18 protein-coding genes are annotated in these 17,969 nt (G+C 31.4%); all 18 read right to left on the reverse strand.

What is annotated here, in order from left to right; translation table 11 throughout:
- Positions 1–73 precede the first annotated feature (73 nt).
- Positions 74–544 carry a hypothetical protein gene (locus V6137_RS01530; RefSeq protein ID WP_425446110.1) on the reverse strand — a complete coding sequence of 157 codons (471 nt, stop codon included), beginning with the start codon at positions 542–544 and terminating at the stop codon, positions 74–76.
- 19 nt (positions 545–563) lie between these two features.
- Entirely contained in the window at positions 564–1,556 is a 993-nt protein-coding gene (gene floA / locus V6137_RS01535; protein ID WP_425446111.1) for a flotillin-like protein FloA, read from the reverse strand.
- Between the two features lie 96 nt (positions 1,557–1,652).
- Positions 1,653–2,945, reverse strand: coding sequence for an NfeD family protein (locus V6137_RS01540; protein WP_425446112.1), 1,293 nt, complete (start codon positions 2,943–2,945; stop codon positions 1,653–1,655).
- A 21-nt stretch (positions 2,946–2,966) separates the two neighbouring features.
- Positions 2,967–4,067, reverse strand: coding sequence for an endonuclease/exonuclease/phosphatase family protein (locus V6137_RS01545; protein WP_425446113.1), 1,101 nt, complete (start codon positions 4,065–4,067; stop codon positions 2,967–2,969).
- A gap of 298 nt (positions 4,068–4,365) precedes the next feature.
- On the reverse strand, positions 4,366–4,809 hold the full coding sequence (locus V6137_RS01550) for a GatB/YqeY domain-containing protein (protein WP_425446114.1): 444 nt from the start codon (positions 4,807–4,809) through the stop codon (positions 4,366–4,368).
- Between the two features lie 20 nt (positions 4,810–4,829).
- Positions 4,830–5,009 (reverse strand): 30S ribosomal protein S21, encoded by a 180-nt coding sequence (gene rpsU, locus V6137_RS01555; RefSeq protein WP_425446115.1) that lies wholly within the window; start codon positions 5,007–5,009, stop codon positions 4,830–4,832.
- Between the two features lie 112 nt (positions 5,010–5,121).
- Positions 5,122–5,466: a histidine triad nucleotide-binding protein gene (locus V6137_RS01560; protein WP_425446116.1), complete on the reverse strand. Its 345-nt coding sequence runs from the start codon at positions 5,464–5,466 to the stop codon at positions 5,122–5,124.
- A 61-nt stretch (positions 5,467–5,527) separates the two neighbouring features.
- Entirely contained in the window at positions 5,528–6,835 is a 1,308-nt protein-coding gene (gene mtaB / locus V6137_RS01565) for a tRNA (N(6)-L-threonylcarbamoyladenosine(37)-C(2))-methylthiotransferase MtaB (protein WP_425446117.1), read from the reverse strand.
- Positions 6,835–7,581 (reverse strand): 16S rRNA (uracil(1498)-N(3))-methyltransferase, encoded by a 747-nt coding sequence (locus tag V6137_RS01570; protein WP_425446118.1) that lies wholly within the window; start codon positions 7,579–7,581, stop codon positions 6,835–6,837. The genes mtaB and V6137_RS01570 overlap by 1 nt, the downstream gene beginning before the upstream one ends.
- Positions 7,574–8,527 carry a 50S ribosomal protein L11 methyltransferase gene (prmA, locus tag V6137_RS01575; RefSeq protein ID WP_425446119.1) on the reverse strand — a complete coding sequence of 318 codons (954 nt, stop codon included), beginning with the start codon at positions 8,525–8,527 and terminating at the stop codon, positions 7,574–7,576. The genes V6137_RS01570 and prmA overlap by 8 nt, the downstream gene beginning before the upstream one ends.
- A gap of 319 nt (positions 8,528–8,846) precedes the next feature.
- Positions 8,847–9,980 carry a molecular chaperone DnaJ gene (dnaJ, locus tag V6137_RS01580; RefSeq protein ID WP_425446120.1) on the reverse strand — a complete coding sequence of 378 codons (1,134 nt, stop codon included), beginning with the start codon at positions 9,978–9,980 and terminating at the stop codon, positions 8,847–8,849.
- A gap of 105 nt (positions 9,981–10,085) precedes the next feature.
- Positions 10,086–11,930, reverse strand: coding sequence for a molecular chaperone DnaK (gene dnaK / locus V6137_RS01585; RefSeq protein WP_425446121.1), 1,845 nt, complete (start codon positions 11,928–11,930; stop codon positions 10,086–10,088).
- A gap of 20 nt (positions 11,931–11,950) precedes the next feature.
- Positions 11,951–12,511, reverse strand: a complete 561-nt coding sequence (gene grpE, locus V6137_RS01590; protein WP_425446122.1) for a nucleotide exchange factor GrpE — start codon at positions 12,509–12,511, stop codon at positions 11,951–11,953.
- 71 nt (positions 12,512–12,582) lie between these two features.
- Positions 12,583–13,617 (reverse strand): heat-inducible transcriptional repressor HrcA, encoded by a 1,035-nt coding sequence (hrcA, locus tag V6137_RS01595; RefSeq protein ID WP_425446123.1) that lies wholly within the window; start codon positions 13,615–13,617, stop codon positions 12,583–12,585.
- 168 nt (positions 13,618–13,785) lie between these two features.
- The gene (gene hemW / locus V6137_RS01600) at positions 13,786–14,919 is read right to left on the reverse strand and encodes a radical SAM family heme chaperone HemW (RefSeq protein WP_425446124.1); all 1,134 of its coding nucleotides are present in this window, start codon (positions 14,917–14,919) and stop codon (positions 13,786–13,788) included.
- A gap of 182 nt (positions 14,920–15,101) precedes the next feature.
- Positions 15,102–16,916, reverse strand: coding sequence for a translation elongation factor 4 (gene lepA / locus V6137_RS01605; RefSeq protein WP_425446125.1), 1,815 nt, complete (start codon positions 16,914–16,916; stop codon positions 15,102–15,104).
- A gap of 119 nt (positions 16,917–17,035) precedes the next feature.
- On the reverse strand, positions 17,036–17,389 hold the full coding sequence (locus V6137_RS01610) for a hypothetical protein (RefSeq protein ID WP_425446126.1): 354 nt from the start codon (positions 17,387–17,389) through the stop codon (positions 17,036–17,038).
- Between the two features lie 42 nt (positions 17,390–17,431).
- Positions 17,432–17,962, reverse strand: coding sequence for a signal peptidase I (lepB, locus tag V6137_RS01615; protein ID WP_425446127.1), 531 nt, complete (start codon positions 17,960–17,962; stop codon positions 17,432–17,434).
- Between the last annotated feature and the right edge of the window lie 7 nt (positions 17,963–17,969).

The raw sequence follows: 17,969 nt of genomic DNA on the forward strand, positions 1-17,969 counted from the left end.
CCTTTATATATAAACTTTATGCTTTTACTTATTTATCTATTACATAAAAATAGCATGGGAATTAATTCCCATGCTATTTTCTTAAAGATTTAGGTTTAGATAAAATTTCTGACATCACTATTCCTTTTATTAAGTCATCCTTATCAAATTTATAATTAACTCTGTTATTATTTATTTCACCAATTTTAATTATATCTACTATCTCTTCATTTGGTTCTTCTTCATAATATTCTTTACGACTTTTATCTAAATACTCTTGAATCTCCTTTTCTTCATCATCTATAGCCCCTTGATAATTTACCATATTTTCATCGATTTCCTCATTTTCATAAGCTAAGTCCTGGTCTTTATACTCTTTGTCTTCAGCTTCATTAATTTGGACTTTCTCTTCTAATTCTAGGTTGTTTTGTTTATTTACAAATGTGTTTTCTTCCTTTTCCCATTGTTTATCATAGGTAAATTTATCCTTTTTGCCAAAAATATTTTTTATAATTATAAAAACTACAGACAAAATGACTATAATTGGAATGACACTAATTTTCATATTAACACATCCTTAGATGCTATTTATTCATATTTTTATCATCTGGCTGTTTATTAACTTTAGATATTGAATCCCTCATATCAGTATCAGCTAAGATATTTTTCATATTATAATAATCCATAGCTCCAATATTACCATCTTTTAATGCTTTAGCTAAGGCTAATGGTACTTCTGCCTCTGCTTCCACAACTTTGGCTCTCATAGACTGAACCTCGGCCTTCATTTCTTGTTCCTTAGCAACAGCCATAGCTCTTCTTTCCTCTGCTTTGGCTTGAGACACTCTTTTATCAGCCTCTGCTTGATCAGTTTGAAGTTGGGCTCCTATATTCCTTCCAACATCTATATCTGCCACATCAATCGATAAGATTTCAAAGGCAGTTCCTGAGTCTAATCCCTTATCTAATACTGTTTTAGATATTAAATCTGGATTTTCTAAAACACCTTTATGGGAACTGGCGCTACCTACTGTAGTTACTATCCCTTCTCCTACTCTGGCAATAATTGTTTCTTCACCAGCACCACCAACTAATCTCTCAATATTTGCTCTTACAGTCACCCTAGCTTTTACCATAACCTCAATTCCATCCTTTGCAACTGCTGCAACCTTAGGAGTTTCTATCACCTTAGGATTTACACTTACTTGTACTGCTTCTAGTACGTTTCTTCCTGCTAAATCTATAGCAGCAGCCCTTTCAAACTCTATATCTATATTTGCTCTTTGTGCTGCTATTAATGCATCTACAACAGTGTTTACATTTCCTCCTGCTAAGTAATGGGCCTCTAGTTTATCTATCCCTAACTCTAGACCCGCTTTAGTTGCTTTAATCATTGGTGTTACAATCTTTCTTGGTACTACCCTTCTTAATCTCATTCCTATTAGTGTAAAGAAACCCACTTTAACTCCTGAAAAATATGCAGTTATCCATAATCCTATAGGTATAAAGCTTAATAATATTGTAAGGAATAAAATAACTACGACTGCAATAATAATAACTGGTACAAGACCACTCATAAATAATACCCCCTCATATTTTTATTTATATATTAGCAGATGCAAAATAGGATAGTTATAATTTTAACACTTATCTATCTTTTTAAGCATCTGAGTCTAATCAATCTTTTTCACAATAACTTTAGGTCCTTCTACCTTTATGACTTTAACTACTTCTCCCTTTTTAATAAAGTCCCCCTGGGATACCGCATCAACCCTTTTACCTTCTATTTCTATAGTTCCCGAAGGTCTAAGATATGAAACAACTACACCTCTTTGATTTAAATACTTATCCTTATCTGACAAACTTGTATAGCCATCGTTTTTGGTTTGTTTAGTGCCTAATACTATTTTATCTAAATAGGGACTCCTTTGTCCATACTTTATTAGTAAATATGTAGATATAACTGTAAGTATTAAAGCTATTAGAATAGACCCTCCGGCTAAAGCTAAAGAATCCATTGCCAAAACCAAGCTGGCTAATATAAATATTATTCCACCTATCCCTGGTATTCCAAATCCTGGTATCAAAGCTTCGATAACGATTAATACCAAGCCAGCCAAAAATATTATTAATACTCCTAAGCCTGAATTCCCCGCCAATATATTGCCTCCAAAGAATAAAGCAAAAGATACAAGGCTAACAGTACCCCCCGCTCCAAATCCAGGGGCTATTAATTCAATAATTAAGCCTATTAGTCCTAAATATATTAATAATGTACTTATGTAAGGACTAGTAATTATTCCAGCTAATTTTACTTTTAAACTAATATCAATAGTTTTTATGCCTCTATATTGTATGTCAAATTCTTGTAATATATCCTTATAATCATTAGCTATTAAATCTGCTATGCCATATTTTTTAGCATCCCTAGCTCCTAAATTTAATAACTTTCCTTTTTTGACAATGCCTTTTATTTCAACATCCTTATCTGCCATTGCCGCGATGATTCTAGGGTCTCTTCCCCTATTTTTAGCTGTATTTTTTAATAAACTTACCCAAAAGGATAATATCTTTTCTGTATTTGGTATTGTTTCAGCTGACCCAATGGTAGCTTCATGGGACATAACTACTTTTTCACTTGATATTGTTAATAATACTCCTGCCGACTCGGCTTTATTATTTACAAAGGATATTGTAGGTACTTCCAAGTCCATAATGAGATTTTTTATTTTTTCTGCTTCTTCTATTTCTCCACCATAGGTATCTATGTCAAATATTATAGCTTTAGCTTGATATTTGTCAATTTTATTAACCTCTTTTTTTATAAATTGATAAGTGGATGTATTTATCTCCCCTTCAATGGGTATAATATATACATCTTTTTCAGTTTCTGCAGCAATGTTGTTGCTAAAAATAGATAAAAAAATACATACTATAAATAATATTGATATTATCTTTCCTCTCAAATAACCCCTCTCCCCTTCATATTACTCTCTAATCTTTATATATGATATTACAGGATAATGATCTGAATAATCTACCTCTTTTACTTTATAATCTAAGATTTCATAATTTTTATCTGCAAATATATAATCTATCCTTTTTTTATGCTTCTCCATAGTTATGGTATGACTATATCTATTGTCAACCGTATTAGCCACGTCGTTAATACTTTTTTCTAAATCTAATATATTGTTATTATAATCAACTTCATTTAAATCTCCTATTAAAATAGTATTATTTTCATATAGTTTCAAATAGGAATTCAATACTTTAAACTGACTATCCCTCTCCCAACTATTTGTTCCTAAATGAGTAACTAAAAAATTTAACTTAGTCTTATCTAGTAGTATCTCCGCTATAAGTAATCCTCGGTTCTCTTTTCCGTCCATTTTTATATTATCCCATTTTATTATTGGATATTTACTTAATACTGCATTACCATACTTCCCATATAGAAACTTTTCATTACTACCAAAGGCGTAATACATAGATAAACTATTTGCAATCTTTTTAGCCTGATCTTTAAATCCTGACCTAAGCATATTTTTATCAACTTCCTGAAGTCCTAATATATCAGGATCTTCCTTTTTAATAAATTCAATAATATTATCTAATGTATATCTCCCATATCTATCCTTGCCATGATGAATATTGTATGTCATAACCTTCACTACTTTTATATCCTCATACTTTTCATCACTAGTATTAATCTTTTTAGTATAAGGTATTGTTGATATATCTATGAACCCATTATTAACTCCATTTGCCAAAACCCTTAACTTATCATTAAAATTAAATTTTACATTATCAGTTGATATAATGAATTCATTATATTGAAATCCTTTAAAACTAACGATTCCATAATAATCTCTGTAAATAGACGCCTTTATATTGCCAGTTTTTGAATAAATTTCGCATGTGATTTTCGTTACGTTTTTAGGAGCTAATATCTTTAAAATCCCTTTATCTCCATTTTTTATGGCTTTAAGTTTTATATTCCCCTGAGAAAAAGTTATTGTTAGATATCCGAAAAAAATAGAAAGAACAAAAACTACCATAAGAGATAATATCATCTTCTTTTTCATTAACTCTTCCCCCTTAATTATAAACGATTATAGCTAATATAAAATAGATTTGTTATGTACTATACATTTCATTGACTCAATTGTCACTATATATGTATCAAATATCAATATGAAATATATTAAATTTTCTTAAATTTCATAATATAATGTTATCATGTAACTTATTATGATTCAATTAGTAATAATTTCTTAACTATTAGAACAAAAGGGACTTTGTCGCTTCTTTGTTCTGTGCAGATTACAGAGATTGGGGACAAAAAAGCAAAAAACCTAGATACATAGGTATCCAGGTTTTAATCTATTTTAAATACTGCGCTACTATTTTACTAACTAAGTTACCATCGGCTTTACCCTTTACCTGTGGCATAACCTTTCCCATAACTCTTCCCATATCGCTAACAGTATTCGCACCGACTTCATCAATAGCAGCTTTAACTATCTCATCGATTTCTTCTTCTGATAATTGTTTAGGTAAATATTCAAGTAATATTTCAATTTCTGTTTCAGTAAGTTCTATTAAATCATCTCTTTGTCCTTTTTTAAAATCTTCTAATGCATTTTTCTTTTCTTTAACTTGCTTTGAAACAACCTCAATAACTTCTTCATCAGTAAGCTCTATTCTTTCATCCACTTCTTTCTGTTTTATAGCTGACCTTACCATAGTTATAACATTTTTTCTTACTTTGTCCTTTTTTTTCATTGAGGTTTTCAAATCATCCATTAGCCTTTTCTTAAGGGACATAAAGTTCACCTCTTATCTTATTATCTTCTTTTATTTTTCCTTCTAGCCGCCTCAGACTTTTTCTTGCGTTTAACACTAGGTTTTTCATAATGCTCTCTTTTTCTTGCTTCAGATAATATACCTGCTCTTGAGCATTGTCTCTTGAACCTTCTTAGTGCTTGCTCTAAAGATTCATTATCTTTAACTTTTATTTCAGCCATCTGTGTATCCCTCCCCTCTTTCACTAAAAGGACAATACAATATAAAATGAAATAAGTGGAATATAGCACTAGACTATTATACATTAAATAAAAACTAAATGCAAATGTTATTTTAGCCCGGTGGCCATTTTAATTGTCTTCCACCTAGTAAATGGTAATGTAAATGGTTTACTGTTTGCCCTCCATCTTCACCACAATTATTAACTATCCTAAAACCTTTCTCATATAAGCCTTTGTCCTTAGCTATCTTATTTATTACAAGATGAATATGAGATACCAAATGGCTATTATCATCATCTATCTCCTTTACAGAAGATATATGTCTTTTAGGAATAACTAATATATGAACAGGTGATTGTGGGTTCACATCGTTAAAAGCAACGACCTTATCATCTTCATATACTTTTTCAGATGGTATTTCCCCATCTACTATTTTACAGAAAATACAGTCAGACACCCATTTCACCTCCTAACTACTTTACTTATTATATATATTCAATATAAAAAATATAATTCCTCTATTTAATTATTATTTCTCCTAACAATCCATCTTCTTTTATATCCTTTATTTCAACTTGTATTATTTCTCCTTCAAAGTCATTTTCAGATTCTGCTAAAACAGTAATATAATTGGTGGTGTGACCTATTATATAATTAGATTCTTTATTATATCTATTTTCAAATAAGACCCCTACTTTTTTACCAATAAATTTTGAGTTAAAGTTTTTAGTAAGATTATCTCCTAAATCTATAAGTTTTTTACTTCTATCATTTTTAACATTACCATTAACTTGATTTTTAAATTTGGCAGCAGGAGTTCCTTGTCTTTTAGAGTATTTAAACACATGTATTTTGGAAAAGCCTATATCTTTAACAAACTCATAGGTTTCATTAAACTCTTTATCTGTCTCTCCTGGAAAACCAACTATTATATCGGTTGTTATGGCAACATTATCCATATATTTTCTAATTTTTTCTACTATACTTTTATACTGGGAAGTAGTATACTTCCTATTCATTCTCTCTAATACGGTATCGCTACCACTTTGAAGAGATAAATGAAAATGATCACAAACCTTTGGTAATTTTACTAATCTTTCCATAAATTCATCAGTAATTATTGTAGGTTCTATTGAACTTAATCTAATTCTCTCAATTCCTTCTATTTTATGAACTTCTTCAATTACATCAATTAATCTTATATCACCTAAATCTTTTCCATAAGAAGCCACATGTATACCCGTTAATACTATTTCTTTAAATCCATTATCTGCTATTCTTCTAACTTCATCTAAAATTTTATCCAAATCTCTACTCCTAATAGGTCCCCTAGCATATGGAATTATACAATAGGAACAATATCTATTACATCCCTCCTGTATCTTTAAGCTTGCCCTTGTTTTCCCTTTAATCTCCGCTATGGATAAGTCTTCAAATTCTTTTACATCCATTATACTTTTAACCACATTTATTCTCTTATTCTTCTCCTTAGCTTCTTCACATAAGTCTACAATCTTATTTCTATTATTGGTACCAACTATCACATCAACTTCAGGTATATCTAAAACTTCATCTGAAGATATTTGGGCATAACACCCAACCACTGCTATTATTGCCTCGGGATTTTTCTTTTTAGACCTTCTTATAAATTGCCTTGATTTTCTATCTCCTAAATTAGTTACAGTACACGTATTTATCACATATACATCTGCCTTATCAGATGTATTTACTATCTTATATCTTCTTTTTTCAAAAATTTCCATCATAGCTTCAGTCTCATATTGGTTAACTTTACAACCTAGAGTATTAAATGCTACAGTTTTCATTATATCACTCCTAAATCTCCAAGGTCATATAATACCATGCCTGCTGTTATCATCCCTGCAGTTTCTGTTCTTAAAATTCTTGGCCCTAAACTTACAATTTCACCACAAGCCCCTTTAAGTAATCTTATTTCTTCTTCTTCAAATCCACCCTCTGGCCCTATGATAATATTAATTTTATTCCCTTTAAAGTTTTGTAAAACTTCTTTTAGCCCTTTTTTATCTTCATTTTCATAGGGTACTATCGTAAGGCTATCTTCATCAAAACTATTAACCATGGTATCTAAATCGATAATATTATCAATTTTAGGTATGATTCCCCTGCCGCTTTGTTTTGCAGCACCTTCTATTATTTTTTGCCATCGCTCTAGTTTCTTTTCTTCCTTTTTGTTATTATTGATTTTAACAACACACCTATTGGTTTTTATGGGTACTATCCTAGTTACCCCTATTTCTGTTAACTTTTGTACTATTAAATCCATTTTACTTGCTTTAGGTAACCCTTGATATAGAGTTATATCTATATTAGGTTCAGATTTTGAATTTCTTTTTCCAATTATATTGACTTTGACTTCTTTATTATCTATAGAATATATTTTACAAATATATTCAGTTTTATTGCCATCACATACTAATATTTCATCATCTATATTAAGTCTTAAGACATTTTTAATATGTTTTAAGTTATCTTCAATTATAGTAATGGTATCTTCTTTTATATATTCTTCATCCACAAAAAATCTATGCATTACATATTACCTTCTTTTTTGAAACTATAGAAGCCCATTCTCCCTTGGTTTCCACTTGTAAAATATCCATATTTTCCTTTGCTAAAGCCTCTTTTACTAAATCTATCTTTTCTAATATTATTCCAGAAGCTATAAATAATCCATCATCTTCTAAAAACCTTGGAATGTCTTTAACAAGTTCAACGATTATCTCTGCTATAATATTTGCAACGATTATATCAGCTTTTTCATTAACCACATCTAGCAAATTTCCATGTCTAATTTCAACTATATCATCCACATTATTTAACTTAATGTTTTCATTTGATACATTTATCGAAACCTCATCTAGGTCAATACCTATAACATTATGAGCGCCTAGTTTAGCCCCAGCTATAGATAGGATTCCTGTACCACATCCAACATCAAAGACTTTATCTTTATTTTTTATATGTTTTTCTAATTGTTGTATGCACAAAATAGTAGTTTCATGGGTTCCTGTTCCAAAGGCCATACCCGGGTCTAATTCTATTATTAACTCATCTTCCTTTTTATTATATTCTTCCCAAGTAGGCTTAACTACAACCTTTTCACCAATTTTTTTAGGTTTATAGTATTTTTTCCAGCTGTGGGCCCAGTCTTCTTCATAAACCTCTGAAGTAGTAACCTCTCCTAAACCTTTATCAAGATTATATTGGGGTATTTTTTCCACATTTTGTCTTATTAATTCAATTTTATCAATTAAATCTTCACTTTCTGGGAAATAACCCTTTACTATAACCCCTTCATAGTTTTGCTCTAATAAACTGGGATCAATATAATCCCAATCCTCTTCAGATTTTCCCTCGATAATTAAATCATTAGGATCTTCTATAACAAGACCTCCTACACCTACTTCATATAATATGTTTGAAACAGCCTCTACCGCCTCTGTTGTAGTCTTAATTTGGACCTCAATCCACTTCATAGATATTTCACACCCTTTTATACGTTTTTGTTAACTAGTTGGGGGATTATGAATCCCCCAACAACCAATCGAGGATTATTATAAATCCCAAACAACTAATCGGGGATTATTATAAATCCCAAGCAACCAATCGGGAGATTACTAAATTCCTAAGCAATTTGGAATTTAAATCCCTCTAATAGTTAATAGAAAATTTAAAATAACTCAACAAAATAATTAAAGGCTATATATGCCAGTCCTAGCTTATTATACCCTATATACCTTTAAAAAACCACTTTCTTATGAAAATAATCACTCCATAAATCTTGGAGTGATTATTTTATCCACCAAAGGCATCCTTCATCTTATTAAAGAATCCTTTTTTATTTCCTGCAGCATCTTCTCCAGAAGCCTTAGCAAATTCTTTTAATATTTCCTTCTGTTTATCATCAAGTTTTGTAGGAACTTGAACCTTAACCTTTACATATTGATCCCCTCTACCATAACCTCTAATATGGGGGATCCCTTTACCTTTAAGTCTAAATACTGTTTCTGACTGGGTACCTTCTGGTATCTTATACTTCACTTTTCCATCTAGTGTGGGTACTTGGACCTCTGCTCCTAGGGCAGCCTGAGCAAAACTTATTGGATACTCACAGATAACGTTAGTCCCGTCTCTTTCAAATATTTCATGGGGAGCCACTTCAATATATACATACAGATCTCCTCTAGGGCCTCCCTTTTCTCCAGGTTCTCCTTCTCCCCTTAAAGGTATTACAGAGCCATTATCTACCCCTGCAGGAATTTTAATATTTAAAGTTTTAGTTCGTCTCTCTTTACCGCTACCATGACACTTTGTACATGGTTCATCTATTATTTCTCCCATTCCATCACATTTGTCACAGGTTCCAACCCTTACAAATTGACCAAATGGTGTTTGCTGTGCATATTTTACTTCACCGGAACCACTACATTTATCACAGGTTTTTTTAGAGCTTCCTGGTTTGGCACCGGAACCATTACATTTAGAACAATCCTCAGTACGTTCTATTTTTATTTCCTTGTCAACACCGAAGGCAGCATCCTCAAACTTAATTTTTACTTTATATTTTAAATCAGCACCTTTTTTAGGACCTGATCTTCTTTTATTACCTGAAAATCCTCCCCCAAACATATCAAAGATATCATCAAAAATATCACCGAAACCTCCGCCAAATCCTTGGCCGCCGAAGCCTCCTCCTTGTTGTCCATCCATTCCTGCGTGTCCGAATCTATCATATCTACTTCTTTTTTGTTCATCACTCAGAACTTCATATGCTTCATTAGCTTCTTTAAATTTTTGTTCGGCTTCTTTGTTATCAGGGTTTAAATCGGGATGGTATTTCTTGGCAAGCTTTCTATATGCTTTTCTTATCTCATCTTTACTGGCACCTTTGTCAACACCAAGTATTTCATAATAATCTCTTTTACTCACCTTTTCACCACCTTTCAATCATTTCATATATCTTCCCTGTATAAAACTATCATAAAAATAACCAAAAATCAAAGCTAAATCCAAAGGATTTAGCTTTGGTAAATATTATTTATCTTCATCATCATCTACTACTTCATAATCGGCATCTACCACATCATCATCTTGATTTCCAGAAGGATTTCCTTCATTACCAGCAGTGGCTTCACCTTGTTCTGCCGATTGCTGATACATTTTTTGTGATAATGTATGGAATTCATTTGTCAATTCTTCTGTTTTCTTCTTGATTTCTTCTATATTATCCCCTTCATAAACTTTCTTAAGTTCATCAAGTTTAGATTGAACTTTAGCTTTTTCATCATCACTAACTTTACCTTCTAACTCTTTTAATGTTTTTTCTGTTTGATAAATCATTGACTCTGCATTATTTTTAACTTCAATAGATTCTTTTTTCTTTTTATCCTCTTCAGCAAATTTCTCTGCTTCTTTTACCTTTTTCTCTATTTCATCATCAGATAAATTAGTTGATGCTGTAATAGTAATTTTTTGTTCTTTTCCTGTTCCTTTATCCTTTGCAGAAACATTCACTATACCATTGGCATCTATATCAAAAGTAACTTCGATTTGTGGAACTCCCCTTGGTGCTGGTGGAATTCCTGTTAACTGGAATCTACCTAATGTAACATTATCGCCTGCCATTTCCCTCTCACCTTGAAGAACATGTATATCAACAGCCGTTTGATTGTCGGCAGCAGTCGAGAATACTTGACTCTTCTTAGTAGGTATAGTAGTATTTCTTTCTATCAACTTAGTAAATACTCCACCTAATGTTTCTATACCTAAAGAAAGTGGCGTAACATCTAGTAATAATACATCCTTAACTTCTCCACTTAACACTCCTGCTTGGATAGCTGCTCCCAATGCAACACATTCATCAGGATTAACACCCTTGTGGGGATCTTTACCTATTAATTTTTTAACCTCTTCTTGTACTGCTGGTATTCTAGTTGAACCTCCAACTAATATAACTTTATCTATATCTGATGGACTTAACTCAGCATCCTTTAGAGCATTTTTTGTTGGCTCTAATGTTCTCCTAACTAGGTCTGAACTTAATTCCTCAAACTTAGAACGCTTTAAGTCCATATTTAAATGCTTTGGTCCCTCTTGGGTAGCAGTAATAAACGGTAGATTTATATTAGTTGACATTACAGTGGATAATTCCTTTTTAGCCTTTTCAGCAGCTTCTTTTAATCTCTGTAATGACATCTTATCTTTTCTTAAATCTACTCCATTTTCCTTTTTAAACTCTTCTGCTAGGTAATCTATTATAACTTGGTCAAAGTCATCTCCACCTAAATGATTATCTCCCTTAGTTGACACAACTTCAAATACTCCATCTCCTAAGTCTAATATGGAAACATCAAATGTTCCTCCACCTAGGTCAAATACCATTATTTTTTGATGTTCTTCTTCTTTATCTAAACCATATGCTAAAGATGCTGCAGTTGGCTCATTTATAATTCTTTTAACATTTAATCCCGCAATTTTTCCAGCATCCTTTGTAGCCTGTCTTTGACTGTCTGTAAAATATGCCGGTACAGTTATAACAGCATCAGTTACTTTCTCTCCTAAATAATTTTCAGCATCTGACTTAAGTTTTTGTAATATCATAGCTGAAATATCTTGAGGAGTATAATCCTTACCATCAATTACCTCTTTATGTTCAGTACCCATATGTCTCTTTATTGAACTAATTGTTTTATCGGGGTTTGTAACAGCCTGTCTTTTCGCCGTTTCTCCTACTAATCTTTCACCATCCTTAGTAAAGGCTACAATTGATGGTGTAGTTCTATTACCTTCTGCATTGGCAATTACCGTAGGTTCTCCACCCTCCATAACTGCCACACATGAGTTTGTTGTACCTAAATCAATACCAATAATCTTACTCATATATATACCTCCTTATGTATTTAGTTTGATACTTTAACCATACTTGGTCTTATTACTTTATCTTTTAACTTATAACCCTTTTGAAATACTTCTAATACTATATCTTCTTCATGATCCTCTGAGTCCTCTCTAGCCACTCCATGATGAAGATTAGGATCAAACTTTTCATTTAAAGCTTTGATTTCTTCTACACCTATGCTCTTTAATGTATTTATTAATTGGTTGTATATCATCTCTACCCCTTGATACAATCCTTCTTTACTTTCTTTTTCTGCTGATAGAGCCCTTTCAAAGTTATCCAATACCTCTAGCTGCTTAATAACCAATTCCTCATTAGCATAGGCATATATTTTTTCTTTCTGTTCCTCTGTTCTTCTTTTATAGTTGTTAAAGTCTGCTTGTAGTCTTAAAAACCTGTTATTTAATTGTTCTAATTCCTGTTGCATTTTCTCATACATTTCCTTATAATCTTTATCAGTATCCTTAACTTCTTCTTCCATTTCCTCTTTTACTGCATCAAGATTACTATCTACTTTTTCTTCATCCTTTATATCTACCTTTTCAGTATCATCATGTTTCATAATATCACCTCACTCATTTAAACTCAGAAGCAATTACCAACATTATATAGGTGCAAGATTATATCTCACACCTATTTGGTAAAGTTATCTGTTATTATATCACCTAAATCCATTGCTATAGATTTAACAGTGGATATTACCTTTGAATATTCCATACGAGTTGGACCTATCACACCAATTTTACCTATGGTTTTACCATTTACTCTATATGTAGCTGTTATCAAGCTACATTCTTTTATTTCATCATAACAGTTTTCTTTACCTATCTTTATTTGAATATCATCAAAACCATCATTTAAAAGTATATCCAATAAGGATGATTTATTTTCAATAAAAGAAATAAAGGATTTTGCCTTGGATATATTATTATATTCAGGGAAATTAAATATGTTAGTAACACCTTCTGAATATATGGTTTCTTTCTTTATATTGTCCAATGATTGGTTTACCAATGGAATCAAACTTTCAATGGTTCTTTTATAGTTATACATCTCTTTAATTAGTCCAGACTCTACCTCTTTATAAAGACTTTCTATAGGTTTGCCCTTTAGTTTTTGATTAAGATATTTAGAAATTCTAGTAAGTTGATTTTCTGATAGATTTTCCTCTACCCTTAACATAGTATTTTTAACTACATCAGACTCGTTAACTATGACTACTAAAACCCTAAAATCATCAATGGGTATTAGCTCTATTCGCTTTAACTTGCTTTGCTTTACTTGAGGTGCTATAGCAAGGGACGTATAGTTAGTAACCTTCGACAAAATCTTAGCAGCATTTTGAAGAACCTTATCTACTTCATTGATTTCTGTTAATAAATCTTTCTTAATATCTTTTCTTTTTTTCAATACTATTTCACTTGATTTCATTAGGTTGTCAACATATAACCTATATGCTTTGTCAGAGGGTATTCTTCCTGCCGATGTATAAGGTTGCAATAGAAATCCTAGATCTTCTAAATCTGACATTTCATTTCTTATAGTAGCGGAACTTACCCCCAAGTTATATTTTTTTGATACAGTTCTTGAACCTATAGGTTCAGCACTGGTTATATAACTATGGATGACTGCTTGTAAAACCTTTAATTTCCTATCATCAAGCTTCATGTTATCACCCCAGATAATTACAGGAATTAACACTTACAATAACTTAACTTTGTTTTTATTAGCACTCTTGTATGTCGAGTGCTAATGTTTATGTCTTTAAATTATCACTGATATTCTATTTTGTCAATACCTTTTTCAAAAAAGTTCTTTTATTTTATAATTATACTTTTACATAAACTCTACAAATACTCTATTACTTAAATCTAACCCTTTTCTAGTAAGTTTAATATTCTTGTTATTAACTTTTATTAATTTCTGGTTCTCTAATTTTTCGATCTCTTTTGACCATATTTCTTCTAAGTCTTTATTAAATATTTTTTTAAATTCCTCTTTATTAACTCCATTTATAAGTCTTAATCCCAATATCATATACTCTGATCTTTTTACATCAGTGCTTATATACTCTTGTTCACAAATGGGAAATTGATTATTGTCTATAGAGTTAAAATATTTTTCAAAGTCAATGTGGTTTCCATATCTCTTATCAAAAATATTGGAATGGGCTGATAAGCCCACACCCACATAGGGTTTAAGCTGCCAATAAAAGAGATTATGGGTACATTGATAATCTTCCTTGGAAAAATTAGATATTTCATAATGTTTATATCCATTTTTTTCTAAAAAATCTATAGCTTTATGATACATATCCCTTTCATCCTCCTCATTTGGAAGATTTAGCTTTCCCTTCTCATATTGATGATAGAAGGGAGTGTTTTCTTCTAGTTTCATACTGTAAAAGGAAATATGCTCTACACCTAATTCAACTACTTCCTCTAAGGTTTTCAAAACATCATCTATAGTTTGATCTGGCAAGTTAAACATAATATCAACATTTATATTATTATATCCATATTTTCTGATTAAACTATATGTTTTTATAAAGTCTTCCTTTGTATGAATTCTACCTATTTTTTTAAGTAACTTATTATCCATTGACTGAAGCCCTAGACTTATTCTATTTATTCCTATGGCTCTATAAACTTTGAGCTTATCTTCGGTTATAGTCTTTGGGTTAGCCTCTATAGTTATTTCTGATAGAAAGTTAGTATTAAATTTATTATTAATATAATCTAATACATCTTTAATGTATTCAGGATTTATTATCGATGGTGTTCCACCACCTATGAATATGGTTTTTATAGAATAATCATTTAACTTTTCTATATACATATCTAGTTCTTTTTTTAAATATTTTATATATTTGTCGACTAAATATTCTTTGTCTGCATAGGAGCTAAAGTCACAATAATAACATTTGCTTTGACAGAAGGGAATGTGTATATATAGAGCTATTTCTTTCATTATAATTCACCTCATTTATTTTAAATAATAAATAATAAAGAATAGAGAATAGTTATGGTTATTTTACTCACTATGGTCGTAAAATTTCATTAATAGAACAAAGGCACCGTCGGTGCTTCTTTGTTCAGTGCAAAGAGCAAGCATAATATCATTATGCAAAAATAAAAGCAGCTAGGCTGCTTTTATTTGTCATCGTCAAATTTTAGTACTGCAAGGAAGGCCTCTTGGGGAACCTCCACGTTACCAACTTGTCTCATTCTTCTTTTACCCTCTTTTTGTTTTTCAAGTAATTTTTTCTTTCTTGAAATATCTCCACCATAACATTTTGCCAACACATCTTTTCTAAGGGCTCTAACAGTTTCCCTTGCTATTACCTTAGAACCTATACTAGCCTGAATTGGTACGGCAAACATATGTCTTGGTATAATTTTCTTTAATTTTTCAACTATCATTCTTGCCCTCTCATAAGCCTTATCTCTATGAACTATTAGGGAGAAGGCATCTACCAATTCTTTATTAATTAATATATCCATTTTTACTAAATCCGATTGTTTATATCCTTTTAATTCATAATCAAGGGATGCATAACCCCTAGTTTTTGATTTCAATGCATCAAAAAAGTCATATATAACTTCATTTAAAGGCATTTCATAATGCATAGATACCCTAGTTTCCTCAAGGTATTCCATGTTCTTAAAAGTTCCCCTTTTATCTTGGCACAGTTCCATTATAGGACCAACATAATCAGTGGGTGACATAATACTTACATCAACTATAGGTTCTTCCATATATTCTATCTCCGACTGTTCTGGTAAGTTTGTTGGGTTTTGTATCTCTACCATTTCCCCATCATTTTTCTTAACTTTATAAACAACACTAGGTGCTGTGGTTACAATATTTAAACCAAACTCCCTTTCCAGTCTTTCTTGAATAATCTCCATATGCAAAAGACCTAAAAATCCACATCTGTAACCGAAACCTAAAGCAACCGATGACTCAGCTTCAAAGGTTAAGGCTGCATCATTTACATGTAACTTTTCAAGGGCATCCCTTACATTGTTATACTCTTCCCCCTCAGCTGGATATATACCACAATACACCATGGAAGTAACTTCCTTATATCCTGGAAGAGGTTTATTTGTGGGGTTTTTAGCATCAGTTATAGTATCCCCAACAGTTGCATCCCTTACATCCTTCATACTAGCCGATACATAACCAACGTCTCCAGAGGATAACTTGTCTATTGGAACTTGGTTCGGTGCTAATATTCCTACCTCTGTTACTTCAAATTCTTTACCTGTGGACATCATTTTTATTTTCATACCAGGTTCTACAGAACCCTCCATAACCCTTATATAAGCAATAACACCTTTATATGTGTCGTAATAAGAGTCAAATATAAGGGCTTTTAATGGTTCTTCTTTATCTCCACCTGGAGCAGGAACTTTAGCTACTATGCTCTTTAGTACTTCTTCTATATTTATACCATTTTTAGCAGATATCAAGGGTGCATCGGAGCAATCTAAACCAATAACATCCTCTACCTCTTTTTTCACTTCCTCAGGCCTAGCTCCAGGTAAATCTATTTTATTAATAACTGGAATTATTTCCAAGTCCTGTTCTAAAGCTAAATATACATTAGCAAGGGTTTGAGCCTCAACTCCCTGAGCTGCATCAACTACTAATATAGCTCCTTCACATGCAGCTAAACTCCTTGAAACCTCATAATTAAAGTCAACATGTCCTGGGGTATCGATAAGATTTAATATGTATTCTTCCCCATCATCAGATTTATATATTAATCTAATAGTTTGTAACTTTATTGTTATTCCTCTCTCTCTCTCTAAGTCCATATTATCTAAAACTTGCTCTTTCATCTCTCTTTCAGTTAATAAACCAGTTTTTTGAATCAATCTATCTGCTAGTGTCGATTTTCCATGGTCTATATGAGCAATTATCGAAAAATTTCTAACTCTATCTTGTCTATTTTTAGCCATATTTTTCCTCCTCATGAATTGGAAGTAGTCCTTAACAATTATAACACAACTATACAATTGATAAAAGATATATGGATAGGTATTCTAATATATATTAAAATACCGGGCAAAGCCCGGATTTAGTCTTTTAATAAATTATCAATTACCGATTGAATATCTAATATAATATCATTGACCTTTACTCTAATGTTGTTAACCATATTATCTATAGCTTCTTTTTTTATATCATAATCACTACCCATAATATGAACTGTATAGATGTCATTATTATTGCTATAATCAAAAACCTTTTTATCCTCAACACACATAAGCTTCCTGAAGTTACAGTCTACTGTATATAATCCTAAAAGGAAAAAAGTAAATAAAACTACTATCGATAATCGTTTTATCCTTTTTCTTCTTTTTTCATATTTCTTTTCTTTATATTTTTTTAATCGCGCACCCATAAACATCACCATACTTATTATTGCCAATTCTAAATGTTTATATAAGTATAGTAATTTAATAAATATCCTTTATTTATATAGATTGCCAAAATCGTCATTAAAGGGAAAATATCTAAATATAGCTTTACCTTTAATAGAAGACACAGGAATAAAACCTAAGTGTCTACTGTCTTTACTAGCACCTTTGCTACGATTGTCACCAAGAACAAAAACATGTCCATCGGGTATCTTCCAATGGCTTCTACCGTAGGTGTTCGTATAAGTATCTCCTGTTAAATAGTCTTCTTTTAATATTTTACCGTTTAGATACACCTTACCATCATATATCTCTACCCTATCTCCAGCTATACCTATGACCCTTTTTATATAATCCTTTTCAGGATCGTCCGGTGCCTTCAGCACCACTATATCCCCTCTGTCAGGTTCTCCAAAACGATAGCCTATCTTATTAGTAAATAACCTATCCTTATCATGGAGAGTGGGATACATTGAATACCCTAATACATAGGTGGTATTAAATACAAAAGCTTTAATTATCACTGCTATTATAACCGCTATTGCTATACTTTTTAACCACTCAAATATTTCTTTCTTCTTCATTTTTATC

Source organism: Dethiothermospora halolimnae (assembly GCF_037577855.1).
Lineage (GTDB): Bacteria > Bacillota > Clostridia > Tissierellales > VENL01 > Dethiothermospora > Dethiothermospora halolimnae.

Excerpts from the sequence above, each read along its gene's own strand:
- V6137_RS01530 (WP_425446110.1), bottom strand. The coding sequence starts at position 544 with ATGAAAATTAGTGTCATTCCAATTATAGTCATTTTGTCTGTAGTTTTT.
- floA (WP_425446111.1), bottom strand. The coding sequence starts at position 1,556 with ATGAGTGGTCTTGTACCAGTTATTATTATTGCAGTCGTAGTTATTTTA.
- V6137_RS01545 (WP_425446113.1), bottom strand. The coding sequence starts at position 4,067 with ATGAAAAAGAAGATGATATTATCTCTTATGGTAGTTTTTGTTCTTTCT.
- V6137_RS01550 (WP_425446114.1), bottom strand. The coding sequence starts at position 4,809 with ATGTCCCTTAAGAAAAGGCTAATGGATGATTTGAAAACCTCAATGAAA.
- rpsU (WP_425446115.1), bottom strand. The coding sequence starts at position 5,009 with ATGGCTGAAATAAAAGTTAAAGATAATGAATCTTTAGAGCAAGCACTA.
- mtaB (WP_425446117.1), bottom strand. The coding sequence starts at position 6,835 with ATGAAAACTGTAGCATTTAATACTCTAGGTTGTAAAGTTAACCAATAT.
- V6137_RS01570 (WP_425446118.1), bottom strand. The coding sequence starts at position 7,581 with ATGCATAGATTTTTTGTGGATGAAGAATATATAAAAGAAGATACCATT.
- prmA (WP_425446119.1), bottom strand. The coding sequence starts at position 8,527 with ATGAAGTGGATTGAGGTCCAAATTAAGACTACAACAGAGGCGGTAGAG.
- dnaK (WP_425446121.1), bottom strand. The coding sequence starts at position 11,930 with ATGAGTAAGATTATTGGTATTGATTTAGGTACAACAAACTCATGTGTG.
- grpE (WP_425446122.1), bottom strand. The coding sequence starts at position 12,511 with ATGAAACATGATGATACTGAAAAGGTAGATATAAAGGATGAAGAAAAA.
- hrcA (WP_425446123.1), bottom strand. The coding sequence starts at position 13,617 with ATGAAGCTTGATGATAGGAAATTAAAGGTTTTACAAGCAGTCATCCAT.
- hemW (WP_425446124.1), bottom strand. The coding sequence starts at position 14,919 with ATGAAAGAAATAGCTCTATATATACACATTCCCTTCTGTCAAAGCAAA.
- lepA (WP_425446125.1), bottom strand. The coding sequence starts at position 16,916 with ATGGCTAAAAATAGACAAGATAGAGTTAGAAATTTTTCGATAATTGCT.
- lepB (WP_425446127.1), bottom strand. The coding sequence starts at position 17,962 with ATGAAGAAGAAAGAAATATTTGAGTGGTTAAAAAGTATAGCAATAGCG.